This window comes from Curtobacterium sp. NPDC087080 (genome assembly GCF_044745105.1).
In the GTDB taxonomy this organism is placed as follows: domain Bacteria; phylum Actinomycetota; class Actinomycetes; order Actinomycetales; family Microbacteriaceae; genus Curtobacterium.
In genome coordinates, this window is record NZ_JBIUZP010000004.1 from 240,659 (window position 1) to 259,735 (window position 19,077).

A 19,077-nucleotide genomic window follows, 5' to 3' on the forward strand; every position below is an offset into this window, starting at 1 on the left:
GCGTGACAGATCTGGCCCGCTCGTCCGGTCGGGCGGCTGCCTTACTCGAGCGTGCAGGACATGCCGCGAGTCGCGTCGAGCGTGACGGATCTGGCCCGCTCAGGGCGACGGGCAGGGCCGGCGGGGCCCAGTGCCCGGGGACACGACGAAGGGCCCCGGCATGTGCCGGGGCCCTTCGGGTCGATCAGGTGGGGGAGCTAGTCGCGGTTGCTCGCGAGCAGGGCGAGGATGCGCAGGATCTCGATGTACAGCCACACCAGGGTGAGGATGAGACCGAAGGCCGCGGTCCACGCGTAGATGCGGGGTGCACCGCGCTGGACGCCCGTCTTGATCTGGTCGAAGTCGAGGATCAGCGAGTACGCCGCCATCAGGACCACGAAGACGCCGATCAGGACGCCCCACGGGATGCCGAACAGGAAGCTCGGCTCGCTGCGGAGGCCCTGCGCGCCCGAGGTCACGCCTGTGAACATCAGGACGAGGTTGACGAGCGAGAAGGCGAGGTAGCCGACCATCGCGATGAGGAAGAACCGCGTCAGCTTGGGAGTGGCGCGGACCTTGCCGGACGAGAACAGCAGCAGTGTCACGGCGAAGACGCCGAGCGTGCCGAACACGGCCTGCGCGACGATCCCGTCGGACTGAGCGTTGAACGCGGCGGAGATGCCGCCGACGAACAGGCCCTCGAAGAACGCGTACGCCAGCACGAGACCCGGCGACGGCTTCTTCTTGAAGGTGTTGACGAGCGCGAGCACGAAGCCGACGATCGCGCCGACGATCCAGACGATCGGCGGCAGGTTCCACCCGGCGACGGCGCCGACGAGGAGCACGCCGAACGCGAGGAGCGTCTTGACGATGGTGTCCTCGTACGACATGCGGTCGGTGTCGACCGGGCTCGCCGTCGGGCGGTCGTACATGTACTGCAGCTGCTCAGGCGTCATGCCGCCCTGCTGCGGGTACTGCCCCTGCTGTGGGGTGCGTCCCCAGCCCGCCTGCTGCTGACCAGCGCCGGCGCCCCAGGCGCCACGGCCCTGGTCGTTGAAGGCGGGGGACTGGTCGAAACCGGGCTTGAAGGCCATGGTGTCCTCTTCCTTGGAGATTCGAGTCCTCTCAGCCTAGGGGCGCTTCGTCGCGGAAGGCTGAGGATTCGCGGCGAGCGGAAGCGAGCCCGACGGGCCCGACAGCTGAACACTATGGGGGTGGTCTGCGTGCGCGCCCCGAGGTCGTCGTGAACCAGCCGACCGCCGGACGGCCGCCGGCGGGGCGGCGGTGGGTCGTGCCTCCAGGCCGGGTCGGCAGGAGCCGACCGCACCTGCGGGTACAGCCACGCGACGAGCGCGACCGAGATCACCATGAGGAGCAGCCAGGCCACGATCTTGGTGGGGGCGACCGGCTCCCAGCCGGCCGCCTGGTCCGGGTAGGCCCACGCCCCTGCCCACGTCGCGACGTCCTCCGCGAGCCAGATGAACACCGCGACCAGGGCCATCGCCAGCAGGACGGGCATCCGCAGCGTCGCGCGGTGCACCCGGACGTGCATCGTCGTCCGTGCGAAGAGCACCACGACCAGGGCGAGCAGCACGTACCGCGCGTCCCACACGAAGTGGTGGCCGAAGAAGTTCGCGTAGATGCCGGCGGCGACGACGACCAGGAGCCACTGCCGCGGCCACCGGTCGAAGTGCAGGTCGAAGAGCCGGACGACCCGGACCATGTACGACCCAACGGCGCCGTACATGAACCCCGAGAAGAGCGGGACGCCGGCGACCACGAGCCAGCCGTCGCTGCCGTACTGCCACGAGCCGACGTGGGTCTTGAAGACCTCCATGACGGTGCCGACCACGTGGAAGACCAGCACCACCCGGAGCTCCCGCACGGTCTCGAGGCCGAACACGAGCATGGCGACCTGGATCGCCGCGGCGGCCACCGTCAGCACGTCGTTCCGCGCGCCGGGCAGCACGGTCAGGTGCACCACCACCATCGTCGCGAGCAGCAGGGCGCCGAACGTGCACGCCCACGCCTGCTTCGCCCCGAACACCAGGAACTCGGTGACGGCGAGACGCACCGGGCGGTGTGGCTGGTGCCCGGCGTCGAGCAGGCGGCGGGCCGCACGGTCGATGCGTGCCTCGACGGCGGTGGACAGGTGTCGGACGGTCACGGAGCGACCCTCCGTGGGCCGGCTGGGAACGGAGGGCTCGGGCTGAACGGATGTGTCCACAGGCACACCAGCGGGACACCTGCCGGCAGGGCGGAGCGGCTACGGTTCGGCGCATGACCCGTGTGATCGCCCACCGAGGAGCCTCCGGCCACCGTCCCGAGCACTCCCGGAGCGCCTACGAACTCGCCGTGGAGCTCGGTGCCGACGCGATCGAGCCCGACCTCGTCCCGACGAAGGACGGCGTGCTCGTGCTGCGGCACGAGAACGAGGTGTCCGGCACCACCGACGTCGCCGACCACCCCGAGTTCGCACACCTCCGGACGACGAAGACCGTCGACGGGCAGAGCGTCACGGGCTGGTTCACCGAGGACTTCACGTGGGACGAGCTCCGGACGCTCCGGGTCCGGGCGCGGCTGCCCCAGCTGCGTCCGGCGTCGGCGGCGCACGACGGCGAGGACGGCGTGCTGCGGCTCGAGGACCTGCTCGGCATCCTCGACGCGGCTCCACGCCCGGTCGGGCTCGTCGCCGAGGTCAAGCACGCGCACTTCTTCGAGCAGGCCGGGTTCCCGATGGCGCAGCTGCTCGACGACGCGCTCGGGGACGCCGGGTGGCGCGGCGACGACCGGTTGACGATCGAGTCGTTCGAGAAGACGGTGCTCCGGCAGCTCGGCTCGCTCGGCACGGGTGGTCGCCTCGTGTACCTCCAGGAGGCCCGTGGCAGCGCCGCGGACGAGGTCGCCGCCCACGGATCGTCCGCTCCCACGTGGGCCTCGGAGCGCACGGACGTCGCGCTGGCCGGGTTCGCCGAGGAGTTCCACGGCATCAGCGTCGACCTGAAGACCCTGATGGCCGGGGTCGACAGCGTCGCCGTCGACGACCCGCGGCCGGTCCGGAGCGTCGTCGTGGAGCGTGCGCACGCCGCCGGGCTCGCCGTCTACACGTGGACGCTCCGCCCGGAGAACCGGTTCCTGCCGGCGCCGCTCCGGCGCGGGGGCGACGTGGCGGCGCACGGCGACTGGGAGCGGTGGTTCACCTCGGTCGTGCGGACGGGTGTCGACGGGGTGTTCGCGGACCACCCGGACCTTGCGGTGCGGGCGCGGTCACTCGTCGGGGGGTGACGTCGCTCGGCCCCGGACCTCGTCGACCGGGACCACCGTCCGGTCGTCGCCGCCGATCACCCTGTCGTCGGGCACTGCGGACTGCGGCGCGGCCACCCGGACCGGCGCGGTGTGCCGCACCGTGCCGATCACGGCGGCGAGCCCCGCCGGCACCGACACCAACAACTGCCAGCTCAGGGGCGGAGTCCACGAGCCGCTCCACAGTGCGACCACGACCTGCATGCCGAGCGCTGCCAGTACGCCGGCGAGCACCGCGTGGGCGACGACCGCCGTCAGCCGGTGGGCCCGACCGTGCACGAGCACTCGACCCAGCACGAAGGTGAACGGCATCGCGAGGACCGCTCCGGCGAGCGACACGAGCCCGGTGGGGACCGAGACGAGCAGCACCGTGAGCGCGGCCGAACCCACGTCCGGTGGGCTGGACGCAGCCGCGAGCCACGCCGCGCCGAGCAGGGTCGTGGCCGGCGTCGTCACGAACGCCATCCAGAGCCAGCTCCGGAGCGCGAGCCCCACGGCGTCACCTGCGGTCCACGTCCTCATGTCCGACAGCCTGTCCGCCGTCCGACCCGACCCCGGTCCTGGGGGGTCACAGTGTGTCCAGCGGCCCACGGATCGCAGCCGCTGCGCCTGTCGGAGGGCGCGCCTAGACTGACCCGGTCATGACGATCGTGCTCGACCCCTTCGACCAGTCCCCCGAGCCGGGCGCGGGCAACCGCCCCGGCGGGTACGACGACCCGTTCACCGCGGGCCTCAACCCCCAGCAGAAGGAAGCCGTCGAGTACCGCGGCGAGTCCCTGCTCATCGTGGCCGGTGCCGGATCGGGCAAGACGAGCGTGCTCACTCGGCGCATCGCCCTGCTGCTCGCGAACCGCGAGGCCTGGCCGTCGCAGATCCTCGCCATCACGTTCACGAACAAGGCCGCCGCCGAGATGCGCGAGCGCGTGCAGGCCCTGGTCGGCCAGGCCGCCGAGGGCATGTGGATCTCGACGTTCCACTCGGCGTGCGTGCGGATCCTCCGGCGCGAGGCCGAGCGCTTCGGGTTCCCGCAGTCGTTCACGATCTACGACTCCGCGGACTCGCGTGCGCTCCTCAAGCGGATCATCAAGGAGCTCGAGGCGGACTCCCTCGGGCTCACCGTCGGTGCCGCGTCGTCGAAGATCTCGAAGCTCAAGAACGAGCTGCAGGACGTCGACACCTACGCGCGGAACATCAACGCGAACGACCCGCAGGAGGTCATGTTCACCGAGGTGTTCCGGCGCTACACGAACGAGCTGCGCCGTGCGAACGCCTTCGACTTCGACGACCTGATCGGGCAGACGGTCTTCCTGTTCCGTGCCTTCCCCGAGGTCGCCGCGCTCTACCAGCGTCGCTTCCGGTTCGTCCTGGTCGACGAGTACCAGGACACCAACCACGCGCAGTACGCCCTGATCCGCGAACTCACCCGCCCGGTGCCCGTGGAGCAGGTCGACAAGCTCGAGGACTCCGGGCAGCACGTCGCCCGCATGCGTGAGGCCGACGGGTCGATCGCCCCGGCGTCGCTCACGGTGGTCGGCGACTCCGACCAGTCGATCTACGCCTTCCGTGGCGCGGACATCCGCAACATCGTCGAGTTCGAGCGGGACTTCCCGAACTCGAAGGTGATCCTGCTCGAGCAGAACTACCGCTCGACGCAGACGATCCTCGACGCCGCGAACGCCGTCATCGCGAACAACTTCGACCGCCAGGCGAAGAACCTGTTCACCGACGTCGGTGCCGGCGACAAGATCGTCGGCTTCACCGGGTACACCGGCCACGACGAGGCGCAGTTCGTCGCCGACGAGATCCAGCGGCTGCACGACGAGGGCACGTCGTACCGGGACATGGCCGTGTTCTACCGGACGAACTCGCAGACGCGTGCGCTCGAGGAGATCTTCATCCGCTCGGCGATCCCGTACCGGGTGCTCGGCGGCACGAAGTTCTACGAGCGGGCCGAGATCAAGGACGCCATGGCGTACCTGATCACCGTCGCCAACCCGGCCGACCCGCTGTCCCTCCGTCGCATCCTCAACGTGCCGAAGCGTGGCATCGGTGCCGTCACGGAGACCGCCCTGCAGCGCTACGCCGACGAGCACGAGACCTCGATGCGCGATGCCCTGCGGCACGCCGACGAGCTCGGCTTCGGCCCGAAGGTGCGGAACGCCATCACCTCGTTCGCCGGACTGCTCGACGACGTCGCGTCGCGCGCCGCCACCCAACCGGTCGTCGACACCCTGACGCAGCTGCTCGACGGCTCGGGGCTGCTCGAGAACCTGCGGAAGTCGCCCGACGCGCAGGACGCCGCACGCGCCGACAACATCGACGAGCTCGTCGCGGTGACGCGGGAGTTCCAGAAGAACAACCCCGAGGGCACCCTGTCCGACTTCCTGACCGAGGTCTCGCTCGTCGCTGCGGCGGACGAGCTCGACGACTCCTCGGGCACGGTGTCGCTCATGACGCTGCACACGGCGAAGGGCCTGGAGTACGACGCGGTGTTCCTCACCGGTGTCGAGGAGGACCTGCTGCCGCACCGGATGTCCGCGAACGAGCCGGGCGGCCCGGCCGAGGAACGCCGGCTCTTCTACGTCGGCATCACCCGCGCGAAGAAGTCGCTCTTCCTGTCGCTCGCGATGACCCGTGCACAGTTCGGCGACGTCAACGTGGCGATGCCGTCGCGCTTCCTGCAGGAGATCCCCGAGGGCCTGATCGACTGGAAGCAGTCGCCGGGCATGGCGAACAGCCGCGGCGGCACCGAGCCCCGCGCGCTGAACGCCCGCCGCGGTGCCGGTCCGGGTGGCTTCGGCGGCGGCGGTGGCGGCGGTGGGTACCGCGGTGGTGGCGGGTTCTCCGGCGGCTCCTACGACCGTGCGGCCGCGGCGGCGAAGACCCGTCCGAAGACCGAGTGGGCGAACCGGGTGTCCGGGCAGGTCCGCGACAACGGCGACATGGAGCTCGTCGCCGGCGACCGCATCAAGCACGTCGACTTCGGCGAGGGCACGGTGTCGGCGGTGACCGGGCAGGGTGCGAAGCGCATCGCCGAGATCGCGTTCGATGCCGCGGGTCGCAAGAAGCTCCTCATCAAGATCGCCCCGATCGAGAAGCTCTGACGGCAGCGAGCGCGGCGGTGCTCAGCGCACCATCCGGACCGCGTCGAGCCCGTGCGGCCCGATCGGTTCGTGCTTGACGGTGCCGTCCCGCTCGAAGCCGTTCCGGCGGTAGAAGGCCTCGGCACGCGGGTTGCCGTCGGCGACCCAGAGGAACGCAGGCGCCGCACCGATCGCGGCGTCGAGCAACGCCTGGCCGGCGCCCGACCCGTGGTGCTCGGCGAGCACGTAGATGCCCTCGAGCTCGCGGTCGCGCGGGCGCTCGCCGCGTCCGGGCCCCGCCGAGGCCCACCCGGCCACCGTGTCGTCGACGGTGGCGACGAGCGCGTCGACGTCGGGCTCGGCGATGATCCCGCGCCAGCGTGCTGCGCGGGCGTCGACGTCGAGGGCTGCGAGGAACTCCGCCGGCAGGAGGTGGGCGTAGGCCTCGCGCCACGCCTGCACGTGCACGGCGGCGATGGCGTCGGCGTCCCGCACCTCGGCCGGTCGGATTGTGAGCGCGTGCGTGGTCCCCATCCGGCGACGCTACCGCGAGGCCGGCGCCCGGCGTCGGACCACGTTGCCGACGTCGGACCACGTTGCCGACGTCGAACCAGCACGGCCGCCTGGTTCGACGTCGAACCCGTGGTTCGACGTGCCGCAGTACAGCGCGGAGCACGTCGCGCCACCGGATCGCGTGGCGCGAGGTGCTCCCGGTTGTGCGCGTGACCGCAGCACGGCACGGCACGCAGCCGCGAGCGCGCCGCCGCGCCGCCCTACGGCTGCAGCCGCGCCACGTCCCAACCGTCGCCGGCGCGGACGTACTGCAGCCGCCGGTGCATCCGGTCGCGGCTGCCCTGCCAGAACTCCACCACGTCGGGCTCGAGCCGCCACGCCACCCACCCCTCGGGCCGCGGGACGTCGTCGTCGCTCTCGTCGAGCAGCACGTTCGCGTCGTCGATCAGGTCCTGCAGCGTGCGCGGTTCGAGCACGTCCGACTGGTCGGCGATCGCGGTGGCGGCGCGGGACTTCGGCGAGCGGTCGGCGAACAGCGCGTCGGACTCCTCGTCGGACAGCTGCACGGCCCGACCCTCGAAGCGCAGCTGCTGCATGCTCTCGCGCCAGTACACCTGCAGCGCCGCGTGGGGGTTCTCGGCGAGCTGTCGGCCCTTCGGGCTGAGCGTCGAGGTGCCGAACACGAGCCCGTGGTCGTCGAGCCGCTTCACGTCGACGGTGCGGGCCGACACCCGCCCGTCGGCGCCGGCGGTCGCGAGGGTCATCGACATCGGCTCGGAGACCTCGCGGTCCGATGCGCCGTCGAGCCAGGCGCGGGCGACGTCGAACGGCGACGCGGGCGGCGCGTCGAACTCGGGCAGGTGCAGGGAGTCGTCACCGGAGAGCGAACTGGACATGCCTCCACCCAACCGCGCTCAGGCGGTCCACGTCCAGGTCGCCGGGGGACGCCCGCCCCGCCCGGTCGCCGTCGACGCGGCGTCGGTGCGGGCGAGCGCGGGGTTCGTCCGGAGCGCACGGTTCAGGTTGCCGGCGTCCGGAGCGGTCCCGTGGAGCGCCGCGTGCAGGGCTGCTGCCGCGCTGGTCGGGAACACGTCACCGAGCAGCGCGCGCGTCATCGGGACGTCCCGCCACAGGCGGGTCCGCACCTGGTCGAGGGCGGCACCCACGATCGCGTCGTGGTCGAACGGGAGGCCCAGGTCGCCCCCGCCGAGCGGGTGCCACACCGCGGACCCGCCGCCCGCTCCCGCAGCCGGACCCGACACGACCCCCGGGTCCGTCGCCGCGAACGGCGTCGGGACCGGGTGCACGACGGCCGTGAACGCGATGCTGATCGCGGTCTCCCGCGGATCGCGGGACGGCCCGTCGAACGCCCCGACCTGCGTCAGGTGCCGCACCGCCCCGGTACCGATCCCGGCCTTCGTGCGCAGGGCGCGCCGTGCACCGTCGGCGAGGCGTTCCGCAGCGTCCAGGAGGACGCCGGGCAGTGCCTCCCGGCCGGCGTACGGGTCGTACGCCCGACGCGCGGTGGCGACCCGCAGGCCCTCCGCCACCGTGAACGACACCGGGACGACGTCGATCGCGATGAGCGGCTGGTCGCGGGCCGCCGCGGGGACGTCGGTCACGCCGACGCCCGACGGGCGGCGCGGGCCGCACGCTCGGCGCGGAGCGTCTCGCGCACGTCGGCGAAGGACTGGTGCACCCGGAAGCGACCGTCGACCCAGACGGGCTGGAGGAGGCTGGTCGCCTCGTCGTCGGGCGTCGCCTGGTCGGTCTGCCGGATCTCGCCGGTCTCGTCGCGGTGCAGGGCGATGCGGCCCTTCGCGCTCTTCTTGCCGCTGCCGGTCTTCGGGTCCTTCTGGATGTCGACCGGTTCGCCGTCCACCAGGGCCCACGTCGCCTTCACGGCGCTGCCGAGGTTGTCGCGGGTCATGTACTGGTACGTGTACGAGCCGATGCCGAGCACGACGTTGTCGCTCGCGTAGCCCTTCGCGGCGAGGCGCTCGTAGATGCGGCGGGCCCGGTCGAGGGTGATGCTGTCGCCGTAGATGACGCCGATGTGCTGGTCGAGGACCTTGATGCCGCGCTCGTTGACCGTGTGGCCGAACAGCTCGTCGAGGAGCTCGACGACGCCCTTCTCCTCGTGGCTGCGCGACGGGTCGGTCAGCGCCGCCTGGTCGACGCCGTGCACGGTGCCGGTCACGATGTCCACCGGGTCGCCGGAGTCCGGGCGGATGACGAGCTTGCCGTCGCGGGCCGTGATGCGGTCCTTGAGCTGCGGCAGCGTCTCGGTGATCACCTTGAACAGGTCGAAGCCGTCGCTCACCGCCGAGACGATGCCCGACGGGTACACGTCGAGGATCTGTGCGAACGTCTCGAGCTCGCCGTCGGCGCCGCGGACGCACATCACGCTGTGCTCGGTCGCCGGGACGCTCGCCGCCACCCAGCCGTTGTCGCCCGGGTAGTAGCGGTCGATGAAGTCGAGCGACGGCATCGAGTCGGTGCCGAGGAACGACAGCAGGTGGCCCGCGCCGCCGGCGGCCGCGGACTCGATGCTCGTCTGCCCGCGGAACGAGAAGTCGTGCGCGGCGAAGTCGATGCTCGCCGGGTCGGCGCCGGTGCGCTCGGCCCACTCCTCCATGAGGTCGCGGTACTCGAGTGCCTTCGTGGCGACGGTCGAGGGGTGCCAGATCGACGCCGACAGGGCGGTCTCGATGTAGTTCGGCAGCCAGAAGAAGTCGTCGAGGGTGTTCTCGACCGTCAGCGTCGCGACGCCGATCGGGGCGAGGGTGCCCTCGGGGAGCGCCCGGATCTCCAGCGGCAGGTAGCCGAGGCGGTGCAGCGCGCGGACGTGGTCGACGCCGATGTGGTTCGGGCCGAAGTAGCCCTGCAGCGCCTGCTCGAACAGCCGTGCGACCTCGTCCTCGTCGGCGGCGAAGAACGGCTCCCACGCCTCGACCAGGTACCGCTGCACGAACGCCTGCAGCCCGAAGACCACCGCGTGCGTCGACTCGGGCATGTGGGCGTTCGAGCGGTTCGTCCAGTTGATCAGGATCCGGGTCGTGCCCTCCGGGTAGACCTGCCGGTGCGAGTGCTTGTAGCCGTCGACGGCGAGCAGCGGGGCGATCGGGCTCGCGGTGGTGGTGCGGGGCTCCAGGCCCGTGGTGGTGGTCATCGGATCTCCTTCGTGAGGTACGGGCTGAGCTCGACGGTGCGCAGACCGTCGATGTGCTGCTGTGCTGGGTACGAGTCGGTGGTGACGATCTCGCCGTAGTGGTCGGCGAGCTGCGGGGCCCGGCCGGAGAAGACGCCGTGCGAGACCCAGAGGCCCAGGCGTTCCTTCGGCAGGCCGGTCGCGCCGGCGAGACCCATGAAGGTGCCGCCGCCGTCGCAGATGTCGTCGACGACGAGCAGCCGACCGGTCTCGGGGAGCGGCTCGCACGAGAACCCGTCGAGCTTGCCGGTGTCCGGGTTGCGGTGTTTCTCGGCACGGAACAGGGGGAGTCCGGCGGCCTCGGCGACGAGCGACGCCCGGGCGACCGCGCCCTCGTCGGGAGCGATGATGCCGCTGTATTCGGACCCGGCGAGGACCGCGTCGTGCACGACCTGCTCGCTCGGCACCACTGTGAGGCGTTCGACCAGCCCGACGATCACGGGCGAGTGCGGGTCGAAGGCGATCACCTGGTCGATGGCGAAGCCGTTCAGGACGTCCGCGTAGACCTTCGCGCCGAAGGGGAGGCCGCGGTCTTGCCGCGCTCCGGGCAGGTAGGGGACGAGGGCGACCGAGCGTGCGCCGCGCTGTCGGACGGCGTCCGCCCACATGCCGAGCAGGATCAGGTCGTCGCCACCGGTGCCGCGCAGGGTCGCGATCTCGGTGGTCGCCCCCGCGTCGGCGTCGTCCCGGACCTTGACGTGTGCCTCGCCCGCGGGGAACCGCATCGTGGAGAACGTCGGTGTCGTCGGTGTGCCCTGGGCGTCCCAGGTGCTGAGTTCGACTGCCATGACCCGACCGTACCACTCTTCTTGTCGGTGTGACAAGAACTTGTCGGGATCAGTGGGCGTACCGCGCCGCGATCCGGTGCATCGCCCGCAGCAGCAGCGGTCCCGGGAGCCGGAGCGCCCACCCCGGCACGAGGCTGCGCGCCCGCCGGACGAGCGCGACGGCGCGCCGGGAGCGCCGTTGCTCGCGCGGCCCCCAGGGGAAGCCGTACGCGGTCCGCAGCGCGTCCGGCAGCATGCCGACGGTGACGATCCGGACGAGCGGCATCGCGGCGCGCACCCACAGCGGTGCGGAGCGGGGGTGCAGGAGGTCGCGCACGATGCCCCGGGCGTCGTCGGTCACGCGCAGGGTCGGCAGGGTCCGCTCCCAGTACGCGTCGAACGCGGCCACCGAGTCGAACCAGCCGTCGGCCGGCACGCGCAGGGACGTCGCGATCGGGGCGTAGGCCGCCAGGACCCGTTCGGCGTCGCCGGCCGACAGGGGGTCGCCGAACAGCTCGTGCGCCCGTCGTGCGGAGTCGAACAGCGTCGCGGCCACCCACCGCTGCCGGTCGACGTCGTCGGCGCCGGCGACGGGTCGGTGCGCCCGGTCCACGAACGCGGTCGCCACGGCAGCGTCGGCCTCGGTCCCGATCACGACGGCGTAGACGAACATCAGGGTGTGGGCCAGCCGCTGCTGCGGTCGGCGCGCGAAGTCGGAGTGCCGTCGGACGCCCGCCGCGACGACCGGGTCCGCGATCTGGAGCAGGATGGCGCGGCCCCCGGCCGCGACGGGCGTGCTGTCCGCCAGCCACCGACGCAGGTCGCGGTCGGCGACGTGACCGTGTGCCGGACGGGAGGCCCGTGGCCCGACCGTCGCGCCGCGTCCGTCCGCCGTCCGGTCGCCGTGGCCGGCGGGGCAGGGGTGGGTCGGGCCTCCCGGCCGTCGCGTCACGGACGTGACCCGGACCGCCGGGCCCGCCGCAGCGCTGCGGTGTCCGCGAACAGGGCTGGGGCCAGCGCCGCTGCGCCGCCGATCAGCGCGCCGACGAGCCACGCCGTGCTGACGAGCGCGCCGCTCGCGGCTGCGAGCAGCGTCACGACCAGCCAGATCGCCGGCAGGGGCCAGCGGTGCGCCGTCGCGCCGGTGACCAGGGCGAGCGCGACACCGGCGACGAGCAGCGGGAGCCAGGCGATCCCGCCCGTCCGGGCGCCCGAGTGTGCCGCCGCCGCGACGAGCAGCAGGGACGCCAGCGAGAGGAGCCGGGCCAGCGCGGGCGTCGCACGGACACGGTCGCGGACGCCACGGAGCACGGCCCGATCGTACCGGGCCGTGCTCCGTGGGGGTCGTGCGGGGGAAGCGCTCAGAGGGGCTTCGTGCCGAGGTCGCCGCCGAGGTCCGGACGCTCGGTGTCGTCGTCGTGCTCCCACAGGTCGGGTGAGCCCTCGCGGGGGGCGCCACCGGTCGGGCCGTCGTCCGAGCCGTCGCCCGGCTGGGGCTCGACGGTCTCACCGGCGACGGCGTCGTTCGTGACGGTCTCGAGGGACTCCTCGGACTCGTCGACCTCGTACGGGCCCACGTGCTCGCGGTCCACGTCGTCGGTGCGGCGCTCCTGGGCGTCGAAGTCGTCGACGGGGCTGATGCCGGGGTCGCTCATGGTGCAGTCCTTCCGTGGAGGGTCGGGCTCCGGAGCGGGTCACCGGGGCCGTCGGGCCTTCCTGTGTACGCCGTCCGCCTGACCGGTCGTCCGGTCTGCGCACCCCGCGCCCGGTTTCGCGTCCCGTTCACCTGCAGGTCACCTGCGGGCCACGATCGCGGGTCACACTCGCCGTGCTCGGGGGAGTGGAGCGCGGTCGCCGACGGGTGGTCGAGCGACCGCGCCTTCCCCGTCCCGAGTCCCGACGCCGTCGCGTCAGACGCGCTCGAGCAGGTGCCGCTCCTCGACGTCGGCGAGTCCGAGGGTCTTGTAGCCGGCGGACTCGAAAAACACCGTCAACCGGTCGTCCTCCGTGCTCATCACCGTTCCCCGACCCCACTGCGCGTGCTCGACGGGCGACTCCGGCGGCCAGGCGTCGTCGTTCGCGCCGTCGGCGCCGTGTGCTGCCTCGTCGAGGGCCGAGCCGGACGTGCACGTGTCGCAGTTGCCGCACGGCTCGGCGAGCTCGTCGCCGAAGTAGCCGAGGAGGAACTGCCGGCGGCACCCCGAGGTCTCGGCGAACCGGCGCATCATCGCGATGCGGGACTCCTCGATCTCCTCGCGCTCCTTCGCCTGCGCCTTGGCGAGGTCGGCGGCGGCCTGCGCGTCGGTCGGTCCGTCGGCGCGACGCCGGAGGCCGTCCTCGCCGTCGTCCAGCGCACCGGCGTCGACCAGGGCGTTGGCGGCGCGGCCCGCCGTGCGTGCGGCGAGCCCGGAGCGCTCGGCGAGCTCGGAACGGGCGACCGAGCCCTCGGCCGGGACGGCGTCGAACACGGCCCGCAGGGTCGCCGGTCGCGGCGAACCGGACGCGAAGAAGCGACGGAGCCCGAGGTCCTCCGCGCGGTAGTGCATGGTGGCGAGCCCGACGTCGCCGTCCCGTCCGGCGCGGCCGACCTCCTGGTAGTAGGCGTCGACCGACTCGGGGACGTCGGCGTGCACGACGAAGCGGACGTCCGGCTTGTCGATGCCCATGCCGAACGCGCTCGTGGCGACGACGACGTCGAGCTCGCCGTCGAGGAACTCGTGGTGGACCCGTTCGCGGTCCCGGACGCGGAGCCCCGCGTGGTACGCCTTCGCCCGACGGCCGCTCTCGACGAGCTCGTCCGCGTACACCAGGGTCTCGGCGCGGGTGGCGACGTAGACGATGCCGACCCCCTCGAGCCCGACGACCTGCTCCACGACGGCCTCGCGCTTCGACTCGTCGTCGGCGTGCCGGACGACCTCGAAGCGCAGGTTCGGCCGGTCGAACCCGGTGGCGACGACGAACGGGTCCCGCATGCCGAGCCGCTCGACGATCTCCGTGCGGACCGGCGTCGACCCGGTCGCGGTCATCGCGAGCACCGGCGGCCGCCCGAGGCGCTCGATGACCTCGCCGAGGACCAGGTAGTCCGGCCGGAAGTCGTGGCCCCAGCTCGACACGCAGTGTGCCTCGTCGACGGTGACCAGTGCGACGCCGACCTCACGGAGGCGGTCGACGACCTCGTCCTTCGCCAGCTGCTCCGGCGCCAGGAACACGTAGCGTGCCTCGCCCGAGGCGACGGCGTCCCAGGCCTCCTCGAGCTGGCGGGCGCCGCGGGTGGCGTTGATCGTGACGGCTCGGGGCGCGTCCGGGTGGTCCTCGATGCCGACGACCTGGTCCTCCTGCAGGGCGACGAGCGGGGAGACGACCACCACCGGGCCCTCCAGGGCGAGCGCGGCGACCTGGTAGATCGCGGACTTCCCACTGCCGGTGGGCATGAGCGCCAGGGCGTCGCGACCGCCGAGGACGGCGTCGACGACCTGTTCCTGCTCGGGGTGGAGGTCCCAGCCGAAGACGTCGGCGGCGCGGGTACGGAGTTCCTTCTGCACCCGTCGACCGTGCCCCGAGCCGCCTGGCCGACCATCCGGCGACTGCGTCCCCCGGCCACCGGGAGCGGGAGGGACGTGACTGGGGTGAGGCGTGCCTCCCGGCTGACGTGTCGACGTCCTCGTGACCGACGCCCGGACGGACGTGCTCGCCGTCCATGTGGCGGCGCTAGGGTGGTCGCGGCCGTTGTCTCGACATCGAGCGACCCTCGACGTTGAGTGCGCGACCCGATGACCGATGCCGATCGCACGAACCGTGCGGGAAGAAGAACAGCGTGGATCTTTTCGAGTACCAGGCCAGGGACCTCTTCGAGTCCTACGGCGTCCCTGTGCTGCAGGGCATCACCGCCGACACCCCTGAGGAGGCGAAGGCGGCCGCCGAGCGGATCGGCGGCGTGGTCGTCGTCAAGGCGCAGGTGAAGGTCGGCGGTCGTGGCAAGGCCGGCGGCGTCAAGGTCGCGAAGACCCCGGACGAGGCGTACGAGCACGCGCAGGCGATCCTCGGTCTCGACATCAAGGGCCACACCGTCCAGCGCGTGATGGTCGCCCAGGGCGCCGACATCGCCGAGGAGTTCTACTTCTCCGTGCTGCTCGACCGCGCGAACCGCTCGTACCTGTCGCTCGTCAGCGTCGAGGGCGGCATGGAGATCGAGCAGCTCGCGGTCGAGAAGCCCGAGGCGCTCGCCCGCGTCGAGGTGAACCCCCTGACCGGGATCAACAAGGAAGCCGCACTCGACATCGCCCGGCAGGCGAACTTCCCCGCCGAGCTCCAGGACCAGGTCGCCGACGTCTTCGTGAAGCTCTACGACGTGTTCGCCGGCGAGGACGCCACCCTGGTCGAGGTGAACCCCCTCGTCCGCACCGGCGACGGGCAGATCCTGGCCCTCGACGGCAAGGTCTCGCTCGACGAGAACGCCGACTTCCGCCACGACGCCCACAAGCAGCTCGAGGACACCGCCAGCGAGGACCCGCTCGAGGCCAAGGCGAAGCAGCACGGCCTCAACTACGTCAAGCTCGACGGCCAGGTCGGCGTCATCGGCAACGGCGCCGGGCTCGTCATGTCGACGCTCGACGTCGTCGCCTACGCCGGTGAGCGCCACGGCGGCGTGAAGCCCGCGAACTTCCTCGACATCGGCGGCGGCGCCTCGGCCGAGGTCATGGCGAACGGCCTCGACGTCATCCTCGGCGACCCGCAGGTGAAGAGCGTCTTCGTGAACGTCTTCGGCGGCATCACCGCCTGCGACGCCGTCGCGAACGGCATCGTCGCCGCGCTCGGCATCCTCGGCGACGCGGCGACCAAGCCGCTCGTCGTGCGCCTGGACGGCAACAACGTGGACGAGGGTCGCCGGATCCTGGCGGAGGCGGCGCACCCGCTCGTCACCGTCGCCGAGACCATGGACGATGCGGCCGAGCAGGCCGCCGAGCTCGCCGCGGCCGCGGCGTAAGGAGCACCAGAGCAATGTCGATCTTCCTCAACAAGGACTCGAAGGTCATCGTCCAGGGCATCACCGGCGGCGAGGGCACCAAGCACACCGCGCTCATGCTCAAGGCCGGCACGCAGGTCGTCGGCGGCGTGAACGCCCGCAAGGCCGGCACCACCGTCACGCACGGCGACGTCGAGCTGCCCGTGTTCGGCTCGGTGCGCGAGGCCATCGACACCACCGGTGCCGACGTCTCGATCGTCTTCGTCCCGCCGGCGTTCGCGAAGGACGCGGTCATGGAGGCCATCGACGCCGAGGTCCCGCTCGTCGTCGTCATCACCGAGGGCATCCCGGTGCAGGACTCCGCGGAGTTCTGGGCGCACGCGAAGGCCCTCGGCGGGAAGACCCGCATCATCGGCCCGAACTGCCCCGGCATCATCACCCCCGGGGAGTCGCTCGTCGGCATCACCCCGGCGACGATCACCGGCAAGGGTCCGATCGGTCTCGTGTCGAAGTCGGGCACCCTGACCTACCAGATGATGTACGAGCTGCGTGACCTGGGCTTCTCGACCGCCATCGGCATCGGCGGCGACCCGGTCATCGGCACCACGCACATCGACGCGCTCGCCGCGTTCGAGGCCGACCCCGAGACGACCGCGATCGTCATGATCGGCGAGATCGGCGGCGACGCCGAGGAGCGTGCGGCCGACTACATCAAGGCGCACGTCACCAAGCCGGTCGTCGGCTACGTCGCGGGCTTCACCGCGCCGGAGGGCAAGACGATGGGCCACGCCGGCGCGATCGTGTCCGGATCGGCCGGGACCGCCGAGGCGAAGAAGCAGGCGCTCGAGGCCGCGGGCGTGAAGGTCGGCAAGACGCCGTCCGAGACGGCCGCGCTGCTGCGCGAGGTGGTCGCCGCCGCGACGGCGTAGCGGTCCGCACCACCCGACGGACGGGAGGCACGGTGCCGGTCGGCACCGTGCCTCCCGTCCTGCTGTGGACGGTCGGTCAGTCTCCACAGGTGCCGCGCGGCTCGCTCGGCGACCGTGGGACGGCACGTACCCTGACCACGATGAACCGCCTGGGAACCGCACTGCTGGCCGCCGTCGAGGCGATCGTGACGGTCGGCGTGGGCGTCGGGATCGCCCTCGTGCCGCTGACCCTGCTCTGGGGCTTCGAGTACGGGCTGCAGATCGACTGGGACGTCTTCTGGAAGGCCGCGGGCAGCGTCTGGCTCGTCGGCCACGGCGTCGACGTGACGTTCCGGCTCGGCAGCGACGTCGCCGGGGCCTCCGGGGTCGACGGGGCGGCGGACCCCATCCACGTGACGCTCGCAGCACTCGGCTTCGCGGTCGTGACCGCCTGGCTCGGCGGGCGCGCCGGTCGCCGGTTCGCGGAGACCGAACACCGGACGACCGGGCTGCTGGTCGGCACCGCCGCCGTCGCGTTGCTCGGGCTCGCGGTCGCGCTCTCGTCGACGTCGGCGGCCTCGGACCCCGTGGTGTGGCAGGCCGTCGTGCTGCCCGCGCTCTGGTTCGCGGTCCCCGCCCTGGTGACGAGCGAGGTGTGCCGGGTCCGTCGTGGACTGCCGGCCGACCCGCTCACACGACGGGCGCTCGACCAGGTCGACCGGATCCCCGCGCTGTGGCGCACCGTCGCCGGCTTCGCGCTCCGTGCCGGCACCGCGGTGACCGCCGTGGTGGTCGCCGCCGCGGGCATCGTCGTCGCGTTCCTGCTCGTCACCTCGTTCGCCGAGGTCATCGCGCTGTACGAGCGCTCCCACGCCGGCGTGGTCGGGGGCATCGCGCTCACCGTGGGGCAGCTCGCGTTCCTGCCCGACTTCGTGGGCTGGGCGGTCGCGTGGTTGGTCGGTCCGGGCTTCGCCATCGGCACCGGGTCGAGCGTCTCGCCGATCGGTACGTCGCTCGGGCCGATCCCCGGTGTCCCGGTGTTCGGCGCGCTGCCGGCGTCCGGGCACACCTTCGGACTGCTCGGGGTGCTCGTGCCCGTCGTCGCCGGGTTCGTGGTCGGCGGCCTCATGCGCCCCGCGCTCGTCCGGGCCCTGGGCCACGAGGACACCCCGCTCCGCCGCGCGCTCGCGGGCGTCGCCACCGGTGTCGTGGCAGGGGTGCTGACCGGCGTCGCCACGGGCCTGACCTCGGGCTCGCTCGGCCCCGGTCGGCTCGCCGAGGCCGGGCCGGACGGACTGCTCGTCGGACTCTTCGCGGCGCTCGAGGTCGGGCTGCCCGCCGCGGTCGCACTGGCCGTCGGGAGCGACCTGGTGCGCATGCCCGAGCGGTCGTTGGGTCGTGAGCGCTGGGTCGAGGCCGAGGACGCCGCTGCCGAGGCGACCGCCGAGGACGCCCGTGCGGGCTCGCTCGTCGCGGCGCTGGACGAGGCCGGAGCGGGCCACGTGCCTGCGACGCACCGGTTCACGGTCCACGAGGCGCACGACTCCGCGACCCACGCGACCCCGGCGTCCGCGACCGGGTCGCACCGCGGGGACGACCAGCCGACCGAGACGATCGAGGACGAGGAGCCCGCGTCGACGCCGACGGTGGCTGCACGGATCGACCGTGCCCGTGGGACCGACGGGCCCGCCGGCGGGTCCACCGACAGCCGTGCTCCGGCGTCGGTCTCCGAGCCCGAGCCCGGCCGAGCTCCCGTGGCCGGCCGTGCTCCCGAGCCCGGCCGTGCTGCCGAGCCCGACCGTGCTCCTGCGGCCGAGCCGGACGACGTCCCCCTGCCCGACTGGGCCCGGACGGACGCCGTCGCCGCGGAACGGGTCGCCCCCGCACCGACGCCGGGCACGCAGCCGGCACGGAGCGGCACCAGCAGCCTGCGCGACCGACTGCGCAGCGCCGCCGGTGACGTCCGCGCCCGTGCCGGCGAGCTGCGCGACCGGGTCGGCGGCCCGGCCCACCACCCGTCGCACGACCCCTCGGGGCAGTCCCAGCAGTCCCGGCAGTCCGGGCGATCGGAGCGCGACGAGACGCTGCCGCACGCCCCCGGCACCGAACAGCAGCCGGCGTTCCCGTGGAGCACCGAGGAGTTCGTCGCCGGGCGCGACGACGCCGACGGTGTCCGGGACGCAGCGGACACCGAGGCTTCCCGCGGGGAGCGCGCCGCACCCGGATCCGCCGCACCGGCCCCCACGGGCTCCGGGTCGCCGTGGGACCAGACCGACCAGATCGCCGAGGACGAGCTGCCCTGGTGGCGCCGGCCGAAGCACGACGCGTAGCGCTCGCCCCACCGCCGCTA

General features: G+C 72.6%; 17 protein-coding genes. 5 read left to right on the plus strand and 12 right to left on the minus strand.

The window, feature by feature from the left end; translation table 11 throughout:
• Positions 1-197: 197 nt before the first annotated feature.
• Entirely contained in the window at positions 198-935 is a 738-nt protein-coding gene (locus ACIPEQ_RS12660) for a Bax inhibitor-1/YccA family protein (RefSeq protein ID WP_402715422.1), read from the minus strand.
• A complete protein-coding gene (locus ACIPEQ_RS12665; RefSeq protein ID WP_402715423.1) occupies positions 932-2,146 on the minus strand; it encodes a DUF817 domain-containing protein in 1,215 nt (404 codons plus the stop codon). The genes ACIPEQ_RS12660 and ACIPEQ_RS12665 overlap by 4 nt, the downstream gene beginning before the upstream one ends.
• Positions 2,147-2,259: 113 nt before the next feature.
• Between ACIPEQ_RS12665 and ACIPEQ_RS12670 the strand changes: the two genes are divergently transcribed.
• Entirely contained in the window at positions 2,260-3,264 is a 1,005-nt protein-coding gene (locus ACIPEQ_RS12670) for a glycerophosphodiester phosphodiesterase family protein (protein WP_402715424.1), read from the plus strand.
• On the opposite strand, the gene ACIPEQ_RS12675 is transcribed toward ACIPEQ_RS12670, so the two are convergent.
• Complete coding sequence (locus ACIPEQ_RS12675; RefSeq protein ID WP_402715425.1) at positions 3,247-3,804, minus strand: hypothetical protein; 558 nt, start codon at positions 3,802-3,804, stop codon at positions 3,247-3,249. The two genes, ACIPEQ_RS12670 and ACIPEQ_RS12675, sit on opposite strands and share 18 nt — an antisense overlap.
• A gap of 119 nt (positions 3,805-3,923) precedes the next feature.
• Between ACIPEQ_RS12675 and ACIPEQ_RS12680 the strand changes: the two genes are divergently transcribed.
• Positions 3,924-6,386: an ATP-dependent helicase gene (locus tag ACIPEQ_RS12680; RefSeq protein ID WP_402715426.1), complete on the plus strand. Its 2,463-nt coding sequence runs from the start codon at positions 3,924-3,926 to the stop codon at positions 6,384-6,386.
• A 21-nt stretch (positions 6,387-6,407) separates the two neighbouring features.
• Here ACIPEQ_RS12680 and ACIPEQ_RS12685 read toward each other — a convergent pair whose 3' ends face one another.
• From ACIPEQ_RS12685 to ACIPEQ_RS12725, 9 genes are all read right to left on the minus strand, one after another.
• The gene (locus tag ACIPEQ_RS12685) at positions 6,408-6,899 is read right to left on the minus strand and encodes a GNAT family N-acetyltransferase (RefSeq protein ID WP_402715427.1); all 492 of its coding nucleotides are present in this window, start codon (positions 6,897-6,899) and stop codon (positions 6,408-6,410) included.
• Between the two features lie 239 nt (positions 6,900-7,138).
• Positions 7,139-7,774: a pyridoxal 5'-phosphate synthase gene (locus tag ACIPEQ_RS12690; RefSeq protein WP_402715428.1), complete on the minus strand. Its 636-nt coding sequence runs from the start codon at positions 7,772-7,774 to the stop codon at positions 7,139-7,141.
• An 18-nt stretch (positions 7,775-7,792) separates the two neighbouring features.
• Positions 7,793-8,500, minus strand: a complete 708-nt coding sequence (locus ACIPEQ_RS12695) for a hypothetical protein (protein WP_402715429.1) — start codon at positions 8,498-8,500, stop codon at positions 7,793-7,795.
• Entirely contained in the window at positions 8,497-10,050 is a 1,554-nt protein-coding gene (locus ACIPEQ_RS12700) for a nicotinate phosphoribosyltransferase (protein WP_402715430.1), read from the minus strand. Before ACIPEQ_RS12700 ends, ACIPEQ_RS12695 begins: the two co-directional genes overlap by 4 nt.
• Positions 10,047-10,877: a ribose-phosphate pyrophosphokinase gene (locus ACIPEQ_RS12705; RefSeq protein WP_402715431.1), complete on the minus strand. Its 831-nt coding sequence runs from the start codon at positions 10,875-10,877 to the stop codon at positions 10,047-10,049. Before ACIPEQ_RS12705 ends, ACIPEQ_RS12700 begins: the two co-directional genes overlap by 4 nt.
• Positions 10,878-10,926: 49 nt before the next feature.
• Positions 10,927-11,808 (minus strand): oxygenase MpaB family protein, encoded by an 882-nt coding sequence (locus tag ACIPEQ_RS12710; RefSeq protein WP_402715432.1) that lies wholly within the window; start codon positions 11,806-11,808, stop codon positions 10,927-10,929.
• Complete coding sequence (locus ACIPEQ_RS12715) at positions 11,805-12,167, minus strand: hypothetical protein (protein WP_402715433.1); 363 nt, start codon at positions 12,165-12,167, stop codon at positions 11,805-11,807. Before ACIPEQ_RS12715 ends, ACIPEQ_RS12710 begins: the two co-directional genes overlap by 4 nt.
• 50 nt (positions 12,168-12,217) lie before the next feature.
• On the minus strand, positions 12,218-12,511 hold the full coding sequence (locus tag ACIPEQ_RS12720) for a hypothetical protein (protein WP_250366211.1): 294 nt from the start codon (positions 12,509-12,511) through the stop codon (positions 12,218-12,220).
• Positions 12,512-12,766: 255 nt separating this feature from the next.
• Positions 12,767-14,398: a RecQ family ATP-dependent DNA helicase gene (locus ACIPEQ_RS12725; protein WP_402715434.1), complete on the minus strand. Its 1,632-nt coding sequence runs from the start codon at positions 14,396-14,398 to the stop codon at positions 12,767-12,769.
• A gap of 272 nt (positions 14,399-14,670) precedes the next feature.
• Here ACIPEQ_RS12725 and sucC point away from each other — a divergent pair, with 272 nt between their 5' ends.
• The 3 genes from sucC to ACIPEQ_RS12740 all read left to right on the plus strand — a co-directional run bounded on the left by sucC (position 14,671) and on the right by ACIPEQ_RS12740 (position 19,057).
• On the plus strand, positions 14,671-15,840 hold the full coding sequence (sucC, locus tag ACIPEQ_RS12730; protein WP_402715435.1) for an ADP-forming succinate--CoA ligase subunit beta: 1,170 nt from the start codon (positions 14,671-14,673) through the stop codon (positions 15,838-15,840).
• A 14-nt stretch (positions 15,841-15,854) separates the two neighbouring features.
• Positions 15,855-16,748 (plus strand): succinate--CoA ligase subunit alpha, encoded by an 894-nt coding sequence (gene sucD, locus ACIPEQ_RS12735; RefSeq protein ID WP_402715436.1) that lies wholly within the window; start codon positions 15,855-15,857, stop codon positions 16,746-16,748.
• A 140-nt stretch (positions 16,749-16,888) separates the two neighbouring features.
• Positions 16,889-19,057: a DUF6350 family protein gene (locus tag ACIPEQ_RS12740; RefSeq protein ID WP_402715437.1), complete on the plus strand. Its 2,169-nt coding sequence runs from the start codon at positions 16,889-16,891 to the stop codon at positions 19,055-19,057.
• Positions 19,058-19,077 lie beyond the last annotated feature (20 nt).